General features: G+C 53.7%; 15 protein-coding genes and 1 riboswitch. Of the genes, 13 read left to right on the top strand and 2 right to left on the bottom strand.

Translation table 11 applies throughout. The features are described 5' to 3' along the window. Window positions 1-39 precede the first annotated feature (39 nt). Entirely contained in the window at window positions 40-789 is a 750-nt protein-coding gene (gpmA, locus tag BED41_RS13715) for a 2,3-diphosphoglycerate-dependent phosphoglycerate mutase (protein ID WP_066747498.1), read from the bottom strand. A 587-nt stretch (window positions 790-1,376) separates the two neighbouring features. Beyond that, a riboswitch (cyclic di-GMP riboswitch) is annotated at window positions 1,377-1,430 on the top strand. 112 nt (window positions 1,431-1,542) lie between these two features. Here gpmA and BED41_RS13710 point away from each other — a divergent pair. The 8 genes from BED41_RS13710 (at window position 1,543) to BED41_RS13675 (ending at window position 11,168) form a co-directional block, all read left to right on the top strand. Continuing rightward, window positions 1,543-1,908: a helix-turn-helix domain-containing protein gene (locus tag BED41_RS13710; RefSeq protein ID WP_066742226.1), complete on the top strand. Its 366-nt coding sequence runs from the start codon at window positions 1,543-1,545 to the stop codon at window positions 1,906-1,908. Next, window positions 1,830-2,783: an IS3 family transposase gene (locus BED41_RS13705; protein WP_437177029.1), complete on the top strand. Its 954-nt coding sequence runs from the start codon at window positions 1,830-1,832 to the stop codon at window positions 2,781-2,783. The genes BED41_RS13710 and BED41_RS13705 overlap by 79 nt, the downstream gene beginning before the upstream one ends. Before the next feature lie 351 nt (window positions 2,784-3,134). Continuing rightward, window positions 3,135-4,733 carry a hypothetical protein gene (locus tag BED41_RS13700; protein WP_066747493.1) on the top strand — a complete coding sequence of 533 codons (1,599 nt, stop codon included), beginning with the start codon at window positions 3,135-3,137 and terminating at the stop codon, window positions 4,731-4,733. Next, a complete protein-coding gene (locus BED41_RS13695; protein WP_229712318.1) occupies window positions 4,696-5,733 on the top strand; it encodes an Ig-like domain-containing protein in 1,038 nt (345 codons plus the stop codon). Before BED41_RS13700 ends, BED41_RS13695 begins: the two co-directional genes overlap by 38 nt. A 407-nt stretch (window positions 5,734-6,140) precedes the next feature. Further along, window positions 6,141-7,352, top strand: coding sequence for a DUF3798 domain-containing protein (locus tag BED41_RS13690; protein ID WP_066747487.1), 1,212 nt, complete (start codon window positions 6,141-6,143; stop codon window positions 7,350-7,352). Between the two features lie 120 nt (window positions 7,353-7,472). Beyond that, the gene (locus BED41_RS13685) at window positions 7,473-8,228 is read left to right on the top strand and encodes a gamma-glutamyl-gamma-aminobutyrate hydrolase family protein (RefSeq protein WP_084002478.1); all 756 of its coding nucleotides are present in this window, start codon (window positions 7,473-7,475) and stop codon (window positions 8,226-8,228) included. Between the two features lie 313 nt (window positions 8,229-8,541). Continuing rightward, window positions 8,542-9,756: an iron-containing alcohol dehydrogenase gene (locus BED41_RS13680; protein WP_066747484.1), complete on the top strand. Its 1,215-nt coding sequence runs from the start codon at window positions 8,542-8,544 to the stop codon at window positions 9,754-9,756. 248 nt (window positions 9,757-10,004) lie between these two features. Then, entirely contained in the window at window positions 10,005-11,168 is a 1,164-nt protein-coding gene (locus tag BED41_RS13675) for a Fic family protein (RefSeq protein ID WP_066747481.1), read from the top strand. Between the two features lie 55 nt (window positions 11,169-11,223). Here the strand turns inward: BED41_RS13675 and BED41_RS13670 are convergent, their stop codons facing one another. Next, complete coding sequence (locus tag BED41_RS13670; RefSeq protein ID WP_084002477.1) at window positions 11,224-11,769, bottom strand: DUF2284 domain-containing protein; 546 nt, start codon at window positions 11,767-11,769, stop codon at window positions 11,224-11,226. 337 nt (window positions 11,770-12,106) lie between these two features. Between BED41_RS13670 and BED41_RS13665 the strand changes: the two genes are divergently transcribed. The 5 genes from BED41_RS13665 to BED41_RS13645 all read left to right on the top strand — a co-directional run bounded on the left by BED41_RS13665 (window position 12,107) and on the right by BED41_RS13645 (window position 13,981). Further along, the gene (locus BED41_RS13665) at window positions 12,107-12,322 is read left to right on the top strand and encodes a DUF1659 domain-containing protein (protein WP_066747478.1); all 216 of its coding nucleotides are present in this window, start codon (window positions 12,107-12,109) and stop codon (window positions 12,320-12,322) included. 41 nt (window positions 12,323-12,363) lie between these two features. Continuing rightward, the gene (locus BED41_RS13660; RefSeq protein WP_066747473.1) at window positions 12,364-12,594 is read left to right on the top strand and encodes a DUF2922 domain-containing protein; all 231 of its coding nucleotides are present in this window, start codon (window positions 12,364-12,366) and stop codon (window positions 12,592-12,594) included. Between the two features lie 242 nt (window positions 12,595-12,836). After that, entirely contained in the window at window positions 12,837-12,992 is a 156-nt protein-coding gene (locus tag BED41_RS13655) for a YvrJ family protein (protein WP_066747471.1), read from the top strand. A 157-nt stretch (window positions 12,993-13,149) separates the two neighbouring features. Further along, on the top strand, window positions 13,150-13,497 hold the full coding sequence (locus tag BED41_RS13650) for a YcbK family protein (protein WP_066747468.1): 348 nt from the start codon (window positions 13,150-13,152) through the stop codon (window positions 13,495-13,497). Further along, window positions 13,490-13,981, top strand: a complete 492-nt coding sequence (locus BED41_RS13645) for a sigma-70 family RNA polymerase sigma factor (RefSeq protein WP_066747465.1) — start codon at window positions 13,490-13,492, stop codon at window positions 13,979-13,981. The genes BED41_RS13650 and BED41_RS13645 overlap by 8 nt, the downstream gene beginning before the upstream one ends. Window positions 13,982-14,044: the final 63 nt, after the last annotated feature.

Raw genomic sequence — 14,044 nt, 5'->3', positions numbered from 1 at the left:
CTCCGCCCTGCCCGTATAGATCGATATCAGTCCGTGCCGTTATTTTTTCGCCGAGCCCTGCTTTGCCACGGCGGCCTGCGCGGCGGCGATCGCCTCCGCGTCGCCGAGGTAATAGTGCCTGATCGGCTTGAGCTCTTCGTCAAGCTCGTAGACGAGCGGTACGCCAGTGGGGATGTTCAGCTCCAGGATGTCCTTCTCCGATACGTCGTCGAGATACTTCACCAGCGCGCGTAGACTGTTGCCGTGCGCCGCGATTATCAGTCGCCTGCCCGCCCTGACCTCGGGGGCGATGACCTCCCGCCAGTAGGGGACTACGCGCGCCACGGTATCCTCCAGACACTCGCCGAGCGGCAGCTCCGCCGGTGAGAGCGAGGCGTAGCGGCTCTCATGGCCCGGCCAGCGTTCGTCGTCCTTTGTCAGGAGCGGCGGGCGTGTGGCATAGCTGCGGCGCCAGATCTTAACCTGTTCGTCTCCGTACTCCGCCGCCGTCTCCGCCTTGTTGAGCCCCTGCAGCGCGCCGTAATGGCGCTCGTTGAGCCGCCACGACTTCTCGACCGGTATCCACATGAGGTCCGTCTCCTCGAGCACGCACCAGAGCGTCTTGATCGCGCGGCGCAGCACCGAGGTATAGGCCTTGTCAAAGACGTAGCCCTCTTTTTTCAGCAGCTCGCCCGCGGCCTTTGCCTCGGCAAGCCCCTTCTCCGAGAGGGGCACGTCCTGCCACCCCGTAAAGCGGTTCTCTTTATTCCACGCGCTCTCTCCATGTCTTATCAAAACGATTTTGTACATATAAGCCGCCTCCAGAAGAGTTCGTATTGGGATTCCGACTACATTGTCAGACACTCTGAAACCCTTGTCAAGTCCGCGCGCCCTCTTCGCGGGACATACGTATCGCTGATGGACAAATTCCCTTCGTGTGAGGAAAGGAGATAAATTACGATTTATCTTTTGCCCTTGCTCTTAAAGGCGCCCTCTGTGAGGCGGCCAGGGAGCCAAATTATATCCCTTCTGATTTGTGCGATTCGGCTGGTAGTTACATCAGAGCTGGCTCGGCGGTGTTTTTCCGCCGAGACTGAGGGAGTGTTGCTCTGTTTGGCGCGGAAACCGCGCCAAACAGAGCCCGCGGCAAAAGCCGCGGGAGAACCTAAGGTCAACTCTCCCTCACCCCGCTTCGCGTGGAGCTCCCTCGGAGAGGGCGCCGAAAATCTGTGCCAAACCGTAATTTATCTTTCTTTTCTCCATCCAACTTTTGCCGATATGTTTGCCCTGAAACCATTTCCCATAATTCTAGCCGATTTTAACATACTTTTTCATTCAAATACTAAATAAATGTTGACACGGGGGGGGGTGATGTAAAATTCATTCAATGTTAATCATTATAAAAAAGCCACAGCTGTCGAAAGACAGCGACGGAAAGCTGCACTGCTAAACTAATCCTGTACATATAGGGGGTAAAAGTGAGACAAGATATAATTGTCTTTTATACATGACAATAATATCTTGTGGCACAAGAGCCATGTTTATATGCACAGGAGGCCTGTAATGCGATACACGAAAGAAGAGCGTCTTGAAATCGGACGAAAAGTTTATGAGGGGATAATGACACGTTACGAGGCTGCCGAAGCCTACGGCATCAGCGACGACACGGCTAGGGACTATATGCGGATGTATCGTGATTCCAACAGTCTGCCGCCCAAGTCTTCCGGAAACGGTTCGGACAGTTATGTTTACAAGCCTTCCGAAAGACAGCCTGACCTATCAGATTATGAGTCCATGACAAAAAAAGAACTCATTGTTGAGTTGATTAAAGCGAAAGTAGCGGAAGCAAGATTAAAAAAAGGCTACGAGGTGAAAGGAGATGGTCCGGTAAAGGAATATATCCTTTTAGACAGCTCGAATACCAAGTAATTCTGGAACTATCCGAGTATTTTCCTGTAGTCATCCTGTGCCGTGTGACGGGGATTCCCAGAAGCAGCTTCTATAACTGGAAACGCAGCCTGTTTGAACCGTCCAAAAGAGCGAGGGATTTTGCTAGAAGCGTAATGCTCTTTATGGAATATCATAAAAGATATCCGTCGCACGGATACAGATGGCTTAACGCGAAGATACGCCTTGACACCGGAATAGTCCATTCAGATCCGTACGCCTATAAATGTTGCAGGGCTGCCGGTATAAAGAGCAAGGCAAAACACTACCGTTATAAAAAACCAGGCAATCCGTACAGATTATTCCCCAACCTGCTTCTTGCAGGCCTGCCGGTATACTCACCGATGCAGTACATAGCGAGCGATATGACGGCATTCTGCTTCAAAGGTACGTACTATGAGCTGACACTGTATATGGACCTATGGAACAACGAAATAGTAAGCCATGCGTTGTCTTCAAGGCGCGGAGACAGAATGACATACATAGACGGGCTGGAAGGACTGATAATGAATAAAGATAAAAAAACGGAATGGCAGACGATACTGCACACAGACCAGGGCGCGGTATACGCCTCCAAGAAATACAACGACATCTTGGAACTGAACCATATAGCCCACTCCATGTCCAGAAGCGGAACTCCTACGGACAATGCGGCGATGGAAGCGATAAACGGCTGGCTGAAAGCGGAGCTGTTTACAGACTTTCATGTAACAGGCAAAGAAAACATAGAGCGGGAGATAGAGGAATACATAAAATTCTTCAATGAAGAGCGTCCGGCCTATGCTTTGGGATACATGACGCCGAAACAGTATAAGGAGGCGTATAGCGGAAACGGCAGTTTTAGGAGTAGGACGTAACGAGATACCCCCCTACTATACAGAGTTAAGCAAGTCAACTGTCCAGGTTTTGTTGACTAGTGCAAAAGCCAAGGGTCTAAGACGAAAGTTATGACAGCCGGTTGCCGATTACCGCATTCATTCATATCCGCCTATTCGGCGGTCGGCCTGTTCATAAACTGAGTAAGACGCAATATAAAGAGTTGCGAAGGGGATCTTCATATCCTCTGTATCTGTGCGAACGCGCGTTGGTCTGGGGCTGGAAATTGGACGGGAGAGTGATCTATAAAACCACAAAAATGGGAGATACTCTTATTGCGTGAGGTTATTTTTTTATTATTTTTATTTGGGGTGAAAGGTCTGGTGTGCTGAATGATAAAGTTGCAGGGAAAATGTAAGCTGGTGCTAGCCTTTGTGGCGGCAGCCGCGATGTTGGGAACGGCGTGGGCGGCAAATGAAGTTTCATATGAAAATGGCGGGACGATAGACCTTACGAAAATCGAAGCGGGCAATTTATATAAGCCGAATGCAGAAGGAGCAATTACGGTAAATATCAGCGGTGACCTTGGGGCTAAAGGAGCTGAGGATACAAAGAGTTTTAAGATATACGGCGCTAAGGATAACGCTGGCGGAAGCGCAAACTTCACGGTAAATTGGGGCAAGTCGAAACTCTATACCAAAGGAGGTTTTACCCAAATTATTGCTGGCGGGGTAGGCTCCGACCTTAAAGATTCCAGTATGACCTTCGATTCCGCCGAGACGTCGGAAATATATGAAGGTGATGGAAGTGGTCAGAAATCATTGCTTCTCGCCGCCGGACCTGAGGGCGGAAGCGTTTCCGGCAATACGACGCTGAATATCAACGGAACGCTGGGCGCCAACGACGTTGTATATTATCTTAAGGCTACGGCTGGCGGCCTGTTGAATAATGATAGTACATCAGATTTTATCGTTGTGGAAGGAGACAGCACCGTCAATTTCAAGGCGGATTGGAAAACCGGTAAGGGCACAGCTTTGCTTGCAGGACCAATGATTCGGAAGGCCGGTACGACTTACGGTACTGTAAAGGGAGCCACCATTGTTAATATCGACGGCGGCGGGTCAGTCCGCGAAATATGGGCCGCCGGAGCGCTGTTAGGTAATGTTAGCACTCCGTCTCTTACGGTTGGGTCTGCGGAGGTGCGGATATTAAAAGGCGCCGTCGACGATTCTGTCTTTGCCGGAGCCGAAGTCTATGCCAACGGCACGGCAACCGTGAGCGGTGACGCCAGCATAACCTTTTCCGGCGGAACGATGGGGGAAAACGGTGGCAGGGCAAGATTATTTGGCGGCCATTATGTTGAACACGAGGGCGGCAAGGGCTATATTAACGGTGACTCGCATATCATAATAACCGGAGGCAGCGGGATCAAATATGTCTTTGGCGGCGGCATGGCATGGAACTGCCCTACCAGTGAGACCCAGTCTGTCGTTCGCGGCGGTTCAAATATCGATATCGTGGGCGACGGCGGCCTCTCCGCGCTTACGGAAAATTCGAAGATCTTTGTCGGCGGCAGGCGCAAGACAAGTACATCTGCTATAGCTTCCGTTGAAAAAAACGGAACCGTCACGTTCAGTAATATCACGAAGGCGTACAAAGGCACAATCAGCGGACAGGGAACACAGAGTAATAACCCTGCCGACAGTAACGATTATATTGCCGATTACACCGACTCCGTCTCCGGCGACTCCGTCCTCGTCTTCGACAACGTCCAGGCCGACTTCTCTGGCGCGACGATAGTGGAGATGGACCGTATCGAGCTTTCCAGCGGCACGGAGCTGAAACTTGCGGACCTCGGCGGGGCGACGGCCATTAAACTGACGGGCAACTGGACGAATCTCGGAACGCCTTCGGCCCTCACCTTAACGAAAGCGGTAGAGCAGGATGTTACGGTTGACTACAGCAAAGCCGGAACTCGTCGTCACATGTAAGAATGCGCCTATCGCCGTAACGCCAACTGCTTTGAAACTTCAGCTCGGAAAGAGCGATACCGTGAAGGCGGCGACACCTGTCGTCGGTGAAACTGTCACCTGGAAATCCAGTGACACTGCGGTTGCTGCGGTCGACGACGCAGGCAAGGTGACGGCACACAAGGCCGGCATCGCCGTTATCTCCGCCACCGGCTCCGTCACAAAGACGACCGCCGGCTGCACCGTGACTGTCGAAGACCCGGCTGCTCCGGACCCGGTGCCGACACCGGCTCCCGTAACGCCGACCGCCGTAACTGAAAAGGATAACCCCGTGACTAAGGACAAAGACGTACCGGCAGATGTGAAACCGGCGACCCCCGTCATCAAGCCGGCGACGGAGGAAAACACAAAAGCCCTCGCGGCGAGCGCGGACGTTCCGGTAAAATTCTTCACCGCGACGGCTGACGGCAATATCACAGTCGACCCCGTGATCGCAAAAAAGACCGTGGCCTCCGTAATGTCGGACGACGCGGCGGTGGCTCCGAAGACGATCGTAACTCTGCCCATTATCACGGCGACGATTAGCGACGGCAAAGTCGCGGCCCTCGCGATGAAGACGACCGGCGCGCAGCTTGGCGCGGCGGCCAACAATATAGTCAGCGACATCACGCTCATCAAAATACTTAAAGACGAGACGGGCGCGAAGTTTGGCTATACTGCGGAGCCGGCCGGCTACGCCGACCAGAGCTTCACGCTCAAAAACGCGGATGGAAACAACCTCGCCTTTACCGACAAAATCGATCCGGCCGCGACATACACGCTCATACTCTTCGTCAAGGATAACGGAGAGTTCGACTACGACAACACTACGGGCAGCGTAATCGACCCCGTGGCGATGGCGATGAACGAGGCAAAGGCGCCGAAACCCTCCGGCGGTTCAAGCAGCGGCTGCTCCGCAGGTGTGGGAGTCTTAGCACTGCTGGCGCTGCTGCCGCTCGCGGCGGCGAGACGCAAGAAATAAACGTATAAAATCTGCACCAAACAGTAGGTTCAGTGAAAGAGGCGGACGGGAAACTCCGCCTCTTTTTTGTGCATTCAGTGAATATAAGATGCAGATGCCGCTACGCGTGTGCCGCCGCTCAACCGGGTCGGCGGCGGTTCAGATGAAGCGGTGGCCATGTCCTCAGCGTACGGCAGAGAGGAGCCGCCCCGCAAAGTAATCGTCCCTGGCAGCTCCGCCGCGATAAAAAATAAAATGTTTAAAAAATCATGAGTTATGAGCGTAAGATTTAAAGTTGACCGGACCATAGTGCCGAGGCTGGTTTTTCTTGACATCGCCGTCGAACCGGTGATAGTATGCACGCCATGTGCGGTAAGTACCTGTTTTTTCTGGCACGCTATCATAAATCTTAAGGCAGGGGATACTTTGTGAGAAAGTTCCTGGTTTGTTTTGTCGTATCATGCTGCGCCGCTGTGCTGTGCGCCGCGTCGGTATCTGCGGAGCCGGCCTTCCGTATCGGCGTCGCGACGCCCACCGTTTCCCAGGCGGAGGACGCCTACCGCGGCGCGGAGAGGATCGTCAGGGAGTATGGCGACGCTTCCAAGGGCGGCATGATCAAGCATGTCACCTTCCCGGATAACTTCATGCAGGAGATGGAGACCACCATCTCGCAGATTGTCGGCTTGGCGGACGACCCGAAAGTAAAGGTCATCGTCGTCAACGACGCGGTGCCGGGCACCACCGAGGCCTTCCGCAGGATCAAGGAGAAGAGGAACGATGTGATCTGCCTCTCCGGCTCCCCGCACGAGGACCCGAACGTCATCTCCTCAATCTCGGATTTCAGCGCCGTCGGCGACAGCATCTCGCGTGGATATCTGATCATCCACACCGCGAAGGAGCTTGGCGCGAAAAACTTTGTCATGGTATCCTTCCCGCGCCATCAGAGCTATGAGCTCCAGGCGCGCAAGCGCGCTATCATGGAGGCGGCCTGCAAGGAGCTGGGTGTCAAGTTTTCATTTGAGACTGCTCCCGACCCCGTGAGCGACGTGGGAGTCGCCGGAGCCCAGCAGTTCATCCTCGAAAAGGTTCCCGCCTGGCTCAAGAAGTATGGCAAAAATACCGCCTTTTACTGCACGAACGACGCGCAGACGGAGCCCCTTCTGAGGCAGATCGCCAAATACGGCGGTTTCTTCATCGAGCAGGACGACCCCTCGCCGATCCTGGGCTATCCCGGAGCCTTTGGGATAGACCTCAAAAACGAATCGGGCGACTGGCCCGCGATAATGAAAAAGATCGAGAGCACGGTTATCGCCGCAGGCGGAAAGGGACGCATGGGAACGTGGAGCGCCTCGGTACCCTGGAGCATGACCTGCGCCATGGTGGAATACGGCAAACGGGTGGTCGAGAAAAAGGCGAAGCTGGGCAATATCAAGGATTTCACGCTCTGTTTTGAGAAATATACGCCCGGAATAGGATGGCATGGCAAAAGGTATCTTGACCTCGCGAACGGGACCAGGAACAAGAAATATATAATGCTCTACCAGGACACATATATTTTTGGCAGGGGCTATATGCACACCACGGATGTGAAGATACCGGAGAAGTATGAGAGAATAAAGGGCACGCAGATAGGCAAATAATTATCTGACGCCGCTGTTTACGAAATGCGCGAGAGAAAATACCCCCGCGGGGGTATTTTCTTTTAAGATACCTTTTGTGATCTGCGCGAATCACAAAATGGGCGCTGAAAGGAGAAAATCATGAGACCATTGATAGGAGTGGCTTCCTCGGCATTTTACGACTCATTCGCAGATACCCTCTTCCAGGATGCCGGGCGCAATATCGTTGAAACATGCTGGCAGCGCCTCTGCCTGACGGGAAAGATGCTGCGCCATATAGGCATGGCCGGCGGTTTGGCCGAACTTCTTTCTGTGAGAGGAACGGCTGAGGAGATCGACGCAGTCGCCGCTAAGTACGATGGATTTTTGTTCTGCGGCGGCGCCGACATTACTCCGTCGCTATACGGCGAAGAGGCGGATGGAAGCGGAGAGACCGACCCCGTCAGGGATGAATTTGAATATACTCTATTAAAGAGAGCCTATGAAAAGGGTAAAACTATCTTTGGGATATGCCGCGGACAGCAGATGATCAACGTTGTCTTTGGCGGAAACATACATCAGGATATCAACAGGATAAATCCTGACTGGAAGATCCACCAGTCCCCGTATCCGATGGAGGGCTATTCGCATACGGTGAATATCATCGAACCGCGCTTCCTGCCCCTTTCGGAAAAAAGAGAGATAAACGTTAATTCCGCGCACCACCAGGCGGTCAACAGGCTCGCGGAGGGCTTTGTCGTCACCGCGGAGACCGGCGACGGACTCATCGAGGGAATAGCGATGCCGGATTACAAAAAAGGCCTCATCGGCGTGCAGTGGCACCCGGAATCCCTCGCCGATTCCGACCCCTTCCAGCACGATTTTTTTAAGATGCTGGTAGAGTATTCGGCAAAATAAAGTTCCAAATATTCCTCAGACGCCGGAGGGAGAGCGGTCATTCCGCCTGACCGGCTGAGAAAGAAATATCGAACCCGGCCCGCCGCATGGAAGATCAGCGGCGGGCCGGGTTATTTGTTTTATATTGTGAGTAAGCACGGTACGCAAAACATTGGAATATTGTAATATTAGATAAAGTTATATCGATATTTGAATAGCTATATTCCATTTTTGTATCTACCAATATAGACGGCGGTGAGTAGAATACAGAATATGAAGTGATTAACGAAGCAGTACAAAATATAAAAATTTTAACGTATCGGAGGAATTTACCATGGCAAGATTTACATTACCGCGCGATCTCTATCACGGAAAGGGTTCGCTTGAAGCGCTTAAAACACTCAGAGGCAAAAGGGCGATCGTCGTTGTCGGCGGCGGCAGCATGAAGCGTTTTGGATTCCTCGATAAGGTTGAGCAGTATCTTAAAGAGGCCGGCATGGAGGTCCGTCTTTTCGAAGGCGTGGAGCCCGATCCCTCGGTTGAAACGGTGATGAAGGGCGCTGCTGTGATGCGCGAGTTCCAGCCCGACTGGATTGTCTCCATCGGCGGCGGTTCGCCGATCGACGCGGCTAAGGCGATGTGGGCCTTCTACGAATATCCTGACACGACATTTGAGGCCCTCTGCATTCCCTTCAACTTCCCGACGCTGCGCACCAAGGCGAGGTTCTGCGCCATCCCCTCAACATCGGGAACGGCGACGGAGGTAACGGCCTTCTCGGTCATCACCGACTACGCGAAGGGCATCAAGTATCCGCTTGCGGACTTCAATATCACCCCCGACGTGGCGATCGTCGATCCTGACCTTGCCGAGACGATGCCCAAGAAGCTCACAGCGCACACCGGCATGGACGCCATGACCCACGCGATCGAGGCTTATGTCTCGACGCTGCACTGCGACTATACCGATCCTCTAGCGCTCCACGCGATCGAGATGATCAGCGAGGATATCGTTAAATCATACAACGGCGACATGGAGGCGCGCGACAGGATGCACGACGCGCAGTGCCTCGCGGGCATGGCCTTCTCAAACGCACTGCTCGGCATAGTCCATTCGATGGCGCACAAGACTGGCGCGGCTTACAGCGGCGGCCATATCGTCCACGGCTGCGCGAACGCCATGTACCTGCCGAAGGTCATCCGCTTCAACGCTGTGGAACCGGCGGCGGCCGAGCGTTACGCGAAGATCGCCCGTTACCTCCACCTTGAGGGCAAGACGACAGAGGAGCTTGTAGCAGCCCTTGTGGACCACATCAACGAACTCAATGTCAAGCTTGATATCCCCTCGCGCATCAAGGACTATGAGGGCGGCATCATTGACGAGAAGGAGTTTATGGAGAAGCTGCCGAAGGTCGCGGAGCTCGCCGTCGGCGACGCCTGCACCGGTTCCAACCCGCGTCCCATCACGCCCGCGCAGATGGAAGAGCTGCTCAAGAGCTGCTACTTCGACAAGGAAGTCGTAAAGACAGCCAAATCGACACAGGCCGCATAGCTGAAAATTCCTCCCCCAACAGGAATTTCATAGATAGACCCAATATACGCAGACAGCAGGAAGGACCGCATACCACGCGGTCCTTCCTGCTGTTTTAGTTATTATATAAATGTACGAATTCCCAGAATAATCGACGGAACACGGCGGTATATCTGACTGAAGTATCGTCGCTTGCCTTTACAATAACCGCAATATACAATGATATCGGGGCAGCAGAGCGCTGTCTGTATTCAAAAGGGTGGGGTGAGATGAAAAGAGGCGAACATTGTCCGTATTATGACTTTGACGAGTATCTGCGTCAGGGCGAGCCTCACCGGCGAAAACGGGCCGAGTCGTGGAAAACGGCCATCGGCCTGCAGGCGGTCGACGGGTTAAAGCCGTCGGCATATTTGCTGGAGACTGCGAAACGACATATCGAAGGCGATATTTCTATTGACGAAGTCAAGAATTTAATTGACAGTTATTATCAAAGCAAATCCGGCAAGGCGCCGGAAGACGGCAGAACGGAAGAGGCGGACAAGGTGTCCGCTAATATTACCGGACTGTTGAACGAAAAGGCTTTTACCTTTTCTCCGGCAGGCTATATCTCTATCCACCGCCGTATATTTGCCGGTGTATTTGATTTCGCCGGGCAAATCAGAGATTATAATATAACTAAAAAAGAATGGGTGCTGCGCGGTGACACGGTTCTGTATGCCAGCGCGGCTGAGTTGTGTGCGGCGTTGGAGTACGATTTTGCGCAGGAGAAGCGGTTTAATTATAGCGGCCTCTCCGTCGGAGCAGTGGCGGCACATATCACGAAGTTTGTCTCCGACCTATGGCAGGTTCACGCCTTCGGCGAAGGCAATACCCGAACGACCGCCGTATTTACCATAAAGTATCTCCGTTCTATAGGATTCGAGGTCAATAACGACACCTTTGTCGACAATGCATGGTACTTCCGCAACGCTCTGGTGCGCGCCAATTACAGGAATTATCAAAAGGGGATCGAAGCTAATTCCGAATATCTGGAGCGTTTCTTTCGTAATTTACTGTTGGGGGAGCGAAACGAATTGAAGAACCGTTTTTTGCTGGTCGGAGCCCACTATGAGGGGGACGAACACGGTCTTTCAAGGGAAAGCGCACCCAACAGGCACCCGACAACCTCCCTACAAGCACCCTGCAAGTTTAACGGCGGCGATCCAAATATTTTAAGACTGGTTATGGCGCTTGGTGAGAAACAGATGTCAGTCAAAGAGATGCTTACCGCGGTGAATTTGCGTGACAGAGGAAATTTTACCGTCTCTTATCTGGAGCCGGCGATCATGGATGGTTTTATTCGGCGGCTCTATCCTGGCAAGCCCAATCATCCGCGCCAAAAATATCTGCTTACAGATAAAGGGCTGGCTTTATATAGGAACGCTGCGTTTTAAAGCTTATCAGCGCCGCCGTTTGAGCACTTGCCGCGGGCGCCGCGGCACTGAAACCTTATCGCGGCAGCAGTAGCGCGGCGGCGAGCGTCAGGTACTCCGGCAGTTTGTCGTCGCGTATCCAGAGGATGTCGAGACCGAGATATTTTTTCAGGGCGATGCTCACGTCCGCGCCGAGCGCCTCTATGGAGTGCCGCGCCCTCGCGGGAAAACGGCAGGGCTCGCTGGTTGTCTTCGCGCATACGGGGCACAGCTCGCAGGAGCCGGCGAAGAAGCTGAGGCTGCCCGGTATCTTCTTTTCTTCTTCTAAAAGTTCGTCGGTCAGTCCGCGTTTTTCCTTTATGATTATCTCTCTGGCGCATTCCATCGCGCTATTTTCCCCGCCGCATTCCCCCTCGGGAGTCATGCGCAGGCCGTAGAGCCTGACTTTGCCGTAGGAGCGCCATATATCAAGCGGATCGAAGTCGAAGGGCGGGCACATCCAGTTGTTCCCGTAATTCCGGCACTCGCGGCAGAAGCCGAGAAACTTCGGGACGTCGACGCAGGACGCGACGAAATCATCCGCCTCGCAGAGCGTGCAGTATCTTGTAACGGAATAGTTCATCAATGGCGGCGCCTCCCATTCTTCGATCAAAGAGCTGATATCTATGAGAATATCCCTCCCGCGCCTTTTGTCAACCGGTAAATTCTATCGGGTTACGCATATGGCGCTGTAAAAAAGTCTCAAGAGGTTAAAACGGCTCTTCTTAGGCTTCGATGGCTCCTTGTGCGGACGGGGCGTTATATGCGCCGCTTTTTGCGGAGGTTCTCCCATCTTACAGCCATTTGCGGTGTCTGCTGTACAAATTTTAGCCGGCGTAAAATATTTTTTGGCTCCGTTTGTAAAATCATGTCCTGCAGCACACTATTATAGTTATCAAACATGAAAGGAAGAATACAAAATGGCAAATGTGAAACATCTGACCTCGGCACTTCGCCTTACGCTCTCCCTCGGCACCGTCGACGGAAAGAGCGTCACCAAGACGGTCTCCGTCTCGAAGATCGGCGCGGCGGCCGGCGCGGAGAATCTTAACGCGCTTGTCGGAGCGCTCGGCGGCCTGCTTGAGTATCCCGTGGCCTCGGTCAAGAAGTACGACACCGGGCTTCTCGAGGGCTAGTAACAAAAGGACAGGAACAGGAGAGGAGGTGAAACAAGACAATGAAGACGATCCGAATGAAATTCATCACAGAGGCGGGCAAGAACTTCTACGTGAGCATGGACTACGCGGCTCCTGAGCTCTCAGGAGCGGAGGGCGCGGCGAAGGTAAAGGCCGCGGCTGATCTCATCCTTGAGCAGCAGCCCTTTGATGTGACCCTGGTATCCTGCGAATCGGCTGAGCTCATCGAGCGCACGTCGACCGAGATCGAACTCACAGAGGCCGGAGCATAGCCCGGAAAAGAGCGGGAAGGGACGGCAGTCGTTCCTTCCCTATCACAAAAGCGAATAAATTATCTATAGTAAGCGAAAAGTATGCATTAATACTTGAATAAATACATATTATTTGATATCATACAGTAAGCAGGTGAATAAAAACAAATCCCCATAGAATAAAATGGCGCATAATACTCAAAATACTCGGACGGATCATCGCCCGTACACTGAACGGCAGAAAAGACAGGAGGCGATAAAAAATGGACGAGCTGATGGGCAGCATTATCCAGAACGGATTCTCCATCGCGGTGGCCTCATTCCTGCTTGTCAGGATGGACAAACGTCTTGAAGAGCTGACCAAGGCGGTCATAAGCCTTGGCGCCGTCATGGAAAAGATTGCGCGTCCCGAAAACTGAACCGGCATCCGCGTCCGATAGGCGCGGAACGCCGCCGCGGCGGAGAGACGGCAAGAACATTTACCGGTACCGCCGCCGCGGCGGCACTTACATTAAATTTCCCCAACAAAGGCCAAAATCTTATAAAAAAACAGACAGAAGGAGGGTATCATCACCCATGCGTCTCAACGACTTTCAGATAACGCCGAACTTCAACCTCAGGGAATTCCAGTGTCCCTGCTGCCACGCCGTCGTCCTCCACCGGCGGCTCGCCGCCGCCATGCAGCGGCTGCGCGGCCTGTGCGCGTGTCCGCTCGTCGTCACCAGCGGCTACCGCTGCGCGCCGCATAACGCCGCGGTGGGCGGCGCGGCGAACAGCTTTCACCGCCGGGGTCTCGCCGCAGACGTCGCCGTCCCAGCCGGCAGCCAGAGCCTCTTCCGCGAAATGGCGAAGGAGGCCGGTTTTGCCAGGACGATCGCCTACCCGGAGCGCTCTTTCGTCCATCTGGAGGTCTCCGATGAATAGCGAGGCGCAGGTGCGGGAGATCGCTGACAGTTACACGCCGCTCGTCAAAGCCACCGCCTGCCGCTATCAGGGGCGAGGCGCCGATTATGAGGATCTTGTACAGGAGGGCTATCTCGCGCTGCTCCTCCTGATCCCCAAATGCCCCGATATGAAGTGGCTCGCCCATTTCCTCAAAAACAATCTGCCCGGCATCGTCCGCGACGCGGCGGCGCGCATGAGGCGCGGGCGGGCGCAGGGAGACGAGGTACTGCTGGAGGAGATCGAGGAGACGGTGGGAACGGAGGAGGAGAGATACCGGGAGGCGGAGCTGCGGGAGATGCTCTTCCGCCTTCTCAGCCCCGAAGGGCTTGACCTCACCCAGGCACTCATCGAGGGCTTTACCCAGAGGGAGATCGCGGAGACCCTCGGCATCAGCCAGCAGGCCGTCGCCGCGCGTCTGCGTAAGATAAGAGATAAACTCAAAGGCATTATAACGGCAATATAGATATAGGCAGAGGCGGCGTTCCACGAATAAGTCCAATAGCGGTAGATACAGCAAGAGGCCGGA

The organism is Cloacibacillus porcorum (assembly GCF_001701045.1).
Lineage (GTDB): Bacteria > Synergistota > Synergistia > Synergistales > Synergistaceae > Cloacibacillus > Cloacibacillus porcorum.
This window is presented reverse-complemented; position numbering and strand designations above follow the sequence as displayed.

Bases quoted from the DNA above. Each gene is read 5' to 3' on its own strand.
- gpmA (WP_066747498.1), bottom strand. From the start codon at position 789: ATGTACAAAATCGTTTTGATAAGACATGGAGAGAGCGCGTGGAATAAA.
- BED41_RS13710 (WP_066742226.1), top strand. From the start codon at position 1,543: ATGCGATACACGAAAGAAGAGCGTCTTGAAATCGGACGAAAAGTTTAT.
- BED41_RS13700 (WP_066747493.1), top strand. From the start codon at position 3,135: ATGATAAAGTTGCAGGGAAAATGTAAGCTGGTGCTAGCCTTTGTGGCG.
- BED41_RS13685 (WP_084002478.1), top strand. From the start codon at position 7,473: ATGAGACCATTGATAGGAGTGGCTTCCTCGGCATTTTACGACTCATTC.
- BED41_RS13680 (WP_066747484.1), top strand. From the start codon at position 8,542: ATGGCAAGATTTACATTACCGCGCGATCTCTATCACGGAAAGGGTTCG.
- BED41_RS13675 (WP_066747481.1), top strand. From the start codon at position 10,005: ATGAAAAGAGGCGAACATTGTCCGTATTATGACTTTGACGAGTATCTG.
- BED41_RS13670 (WP_084002477.1), bottom strand. From the start codon at position 11,769: ATGAACTATTCCGTTACAAGATACTGCACGCTCTGCGAGGCGGATGAT.
- BED41_RS13665 (WP_066747478.1), top strand. From the start codon at position 12,107: ATGGCAAATGTGAAACATCTGACCTCGGCACTTCGCCTTACGCTCTCC.
- BED41_RS13660 (WP_066747473.1), top strand. From the start codon at position 12,364: ATGAAGACGATCCGAATGAAATTCATCACAGAGGCGGGCAAGAACTTC.
- BED41_RS13655 (WP_066747471.1), top strand. From the start codon at position 12,837: ATGGACGAGCTGATGGGCAGCATTATCCAGAACGGATTCTCCATCGCG.
- BED41_RS13650 (WP_066747468.1), top strand. From the start codon at position 13,150: ATGCGTCTCAACGACTTTCAGATAACGCCGAACTTCAACCTCAGGGAA.
- BED41_RS13645 (WP_066747465.1), top strand. From the start codon at position 13,490: ATGAATAGCGAGGCGCAGGTGCGGGAGATCGCTGACAGTTACACGCCG.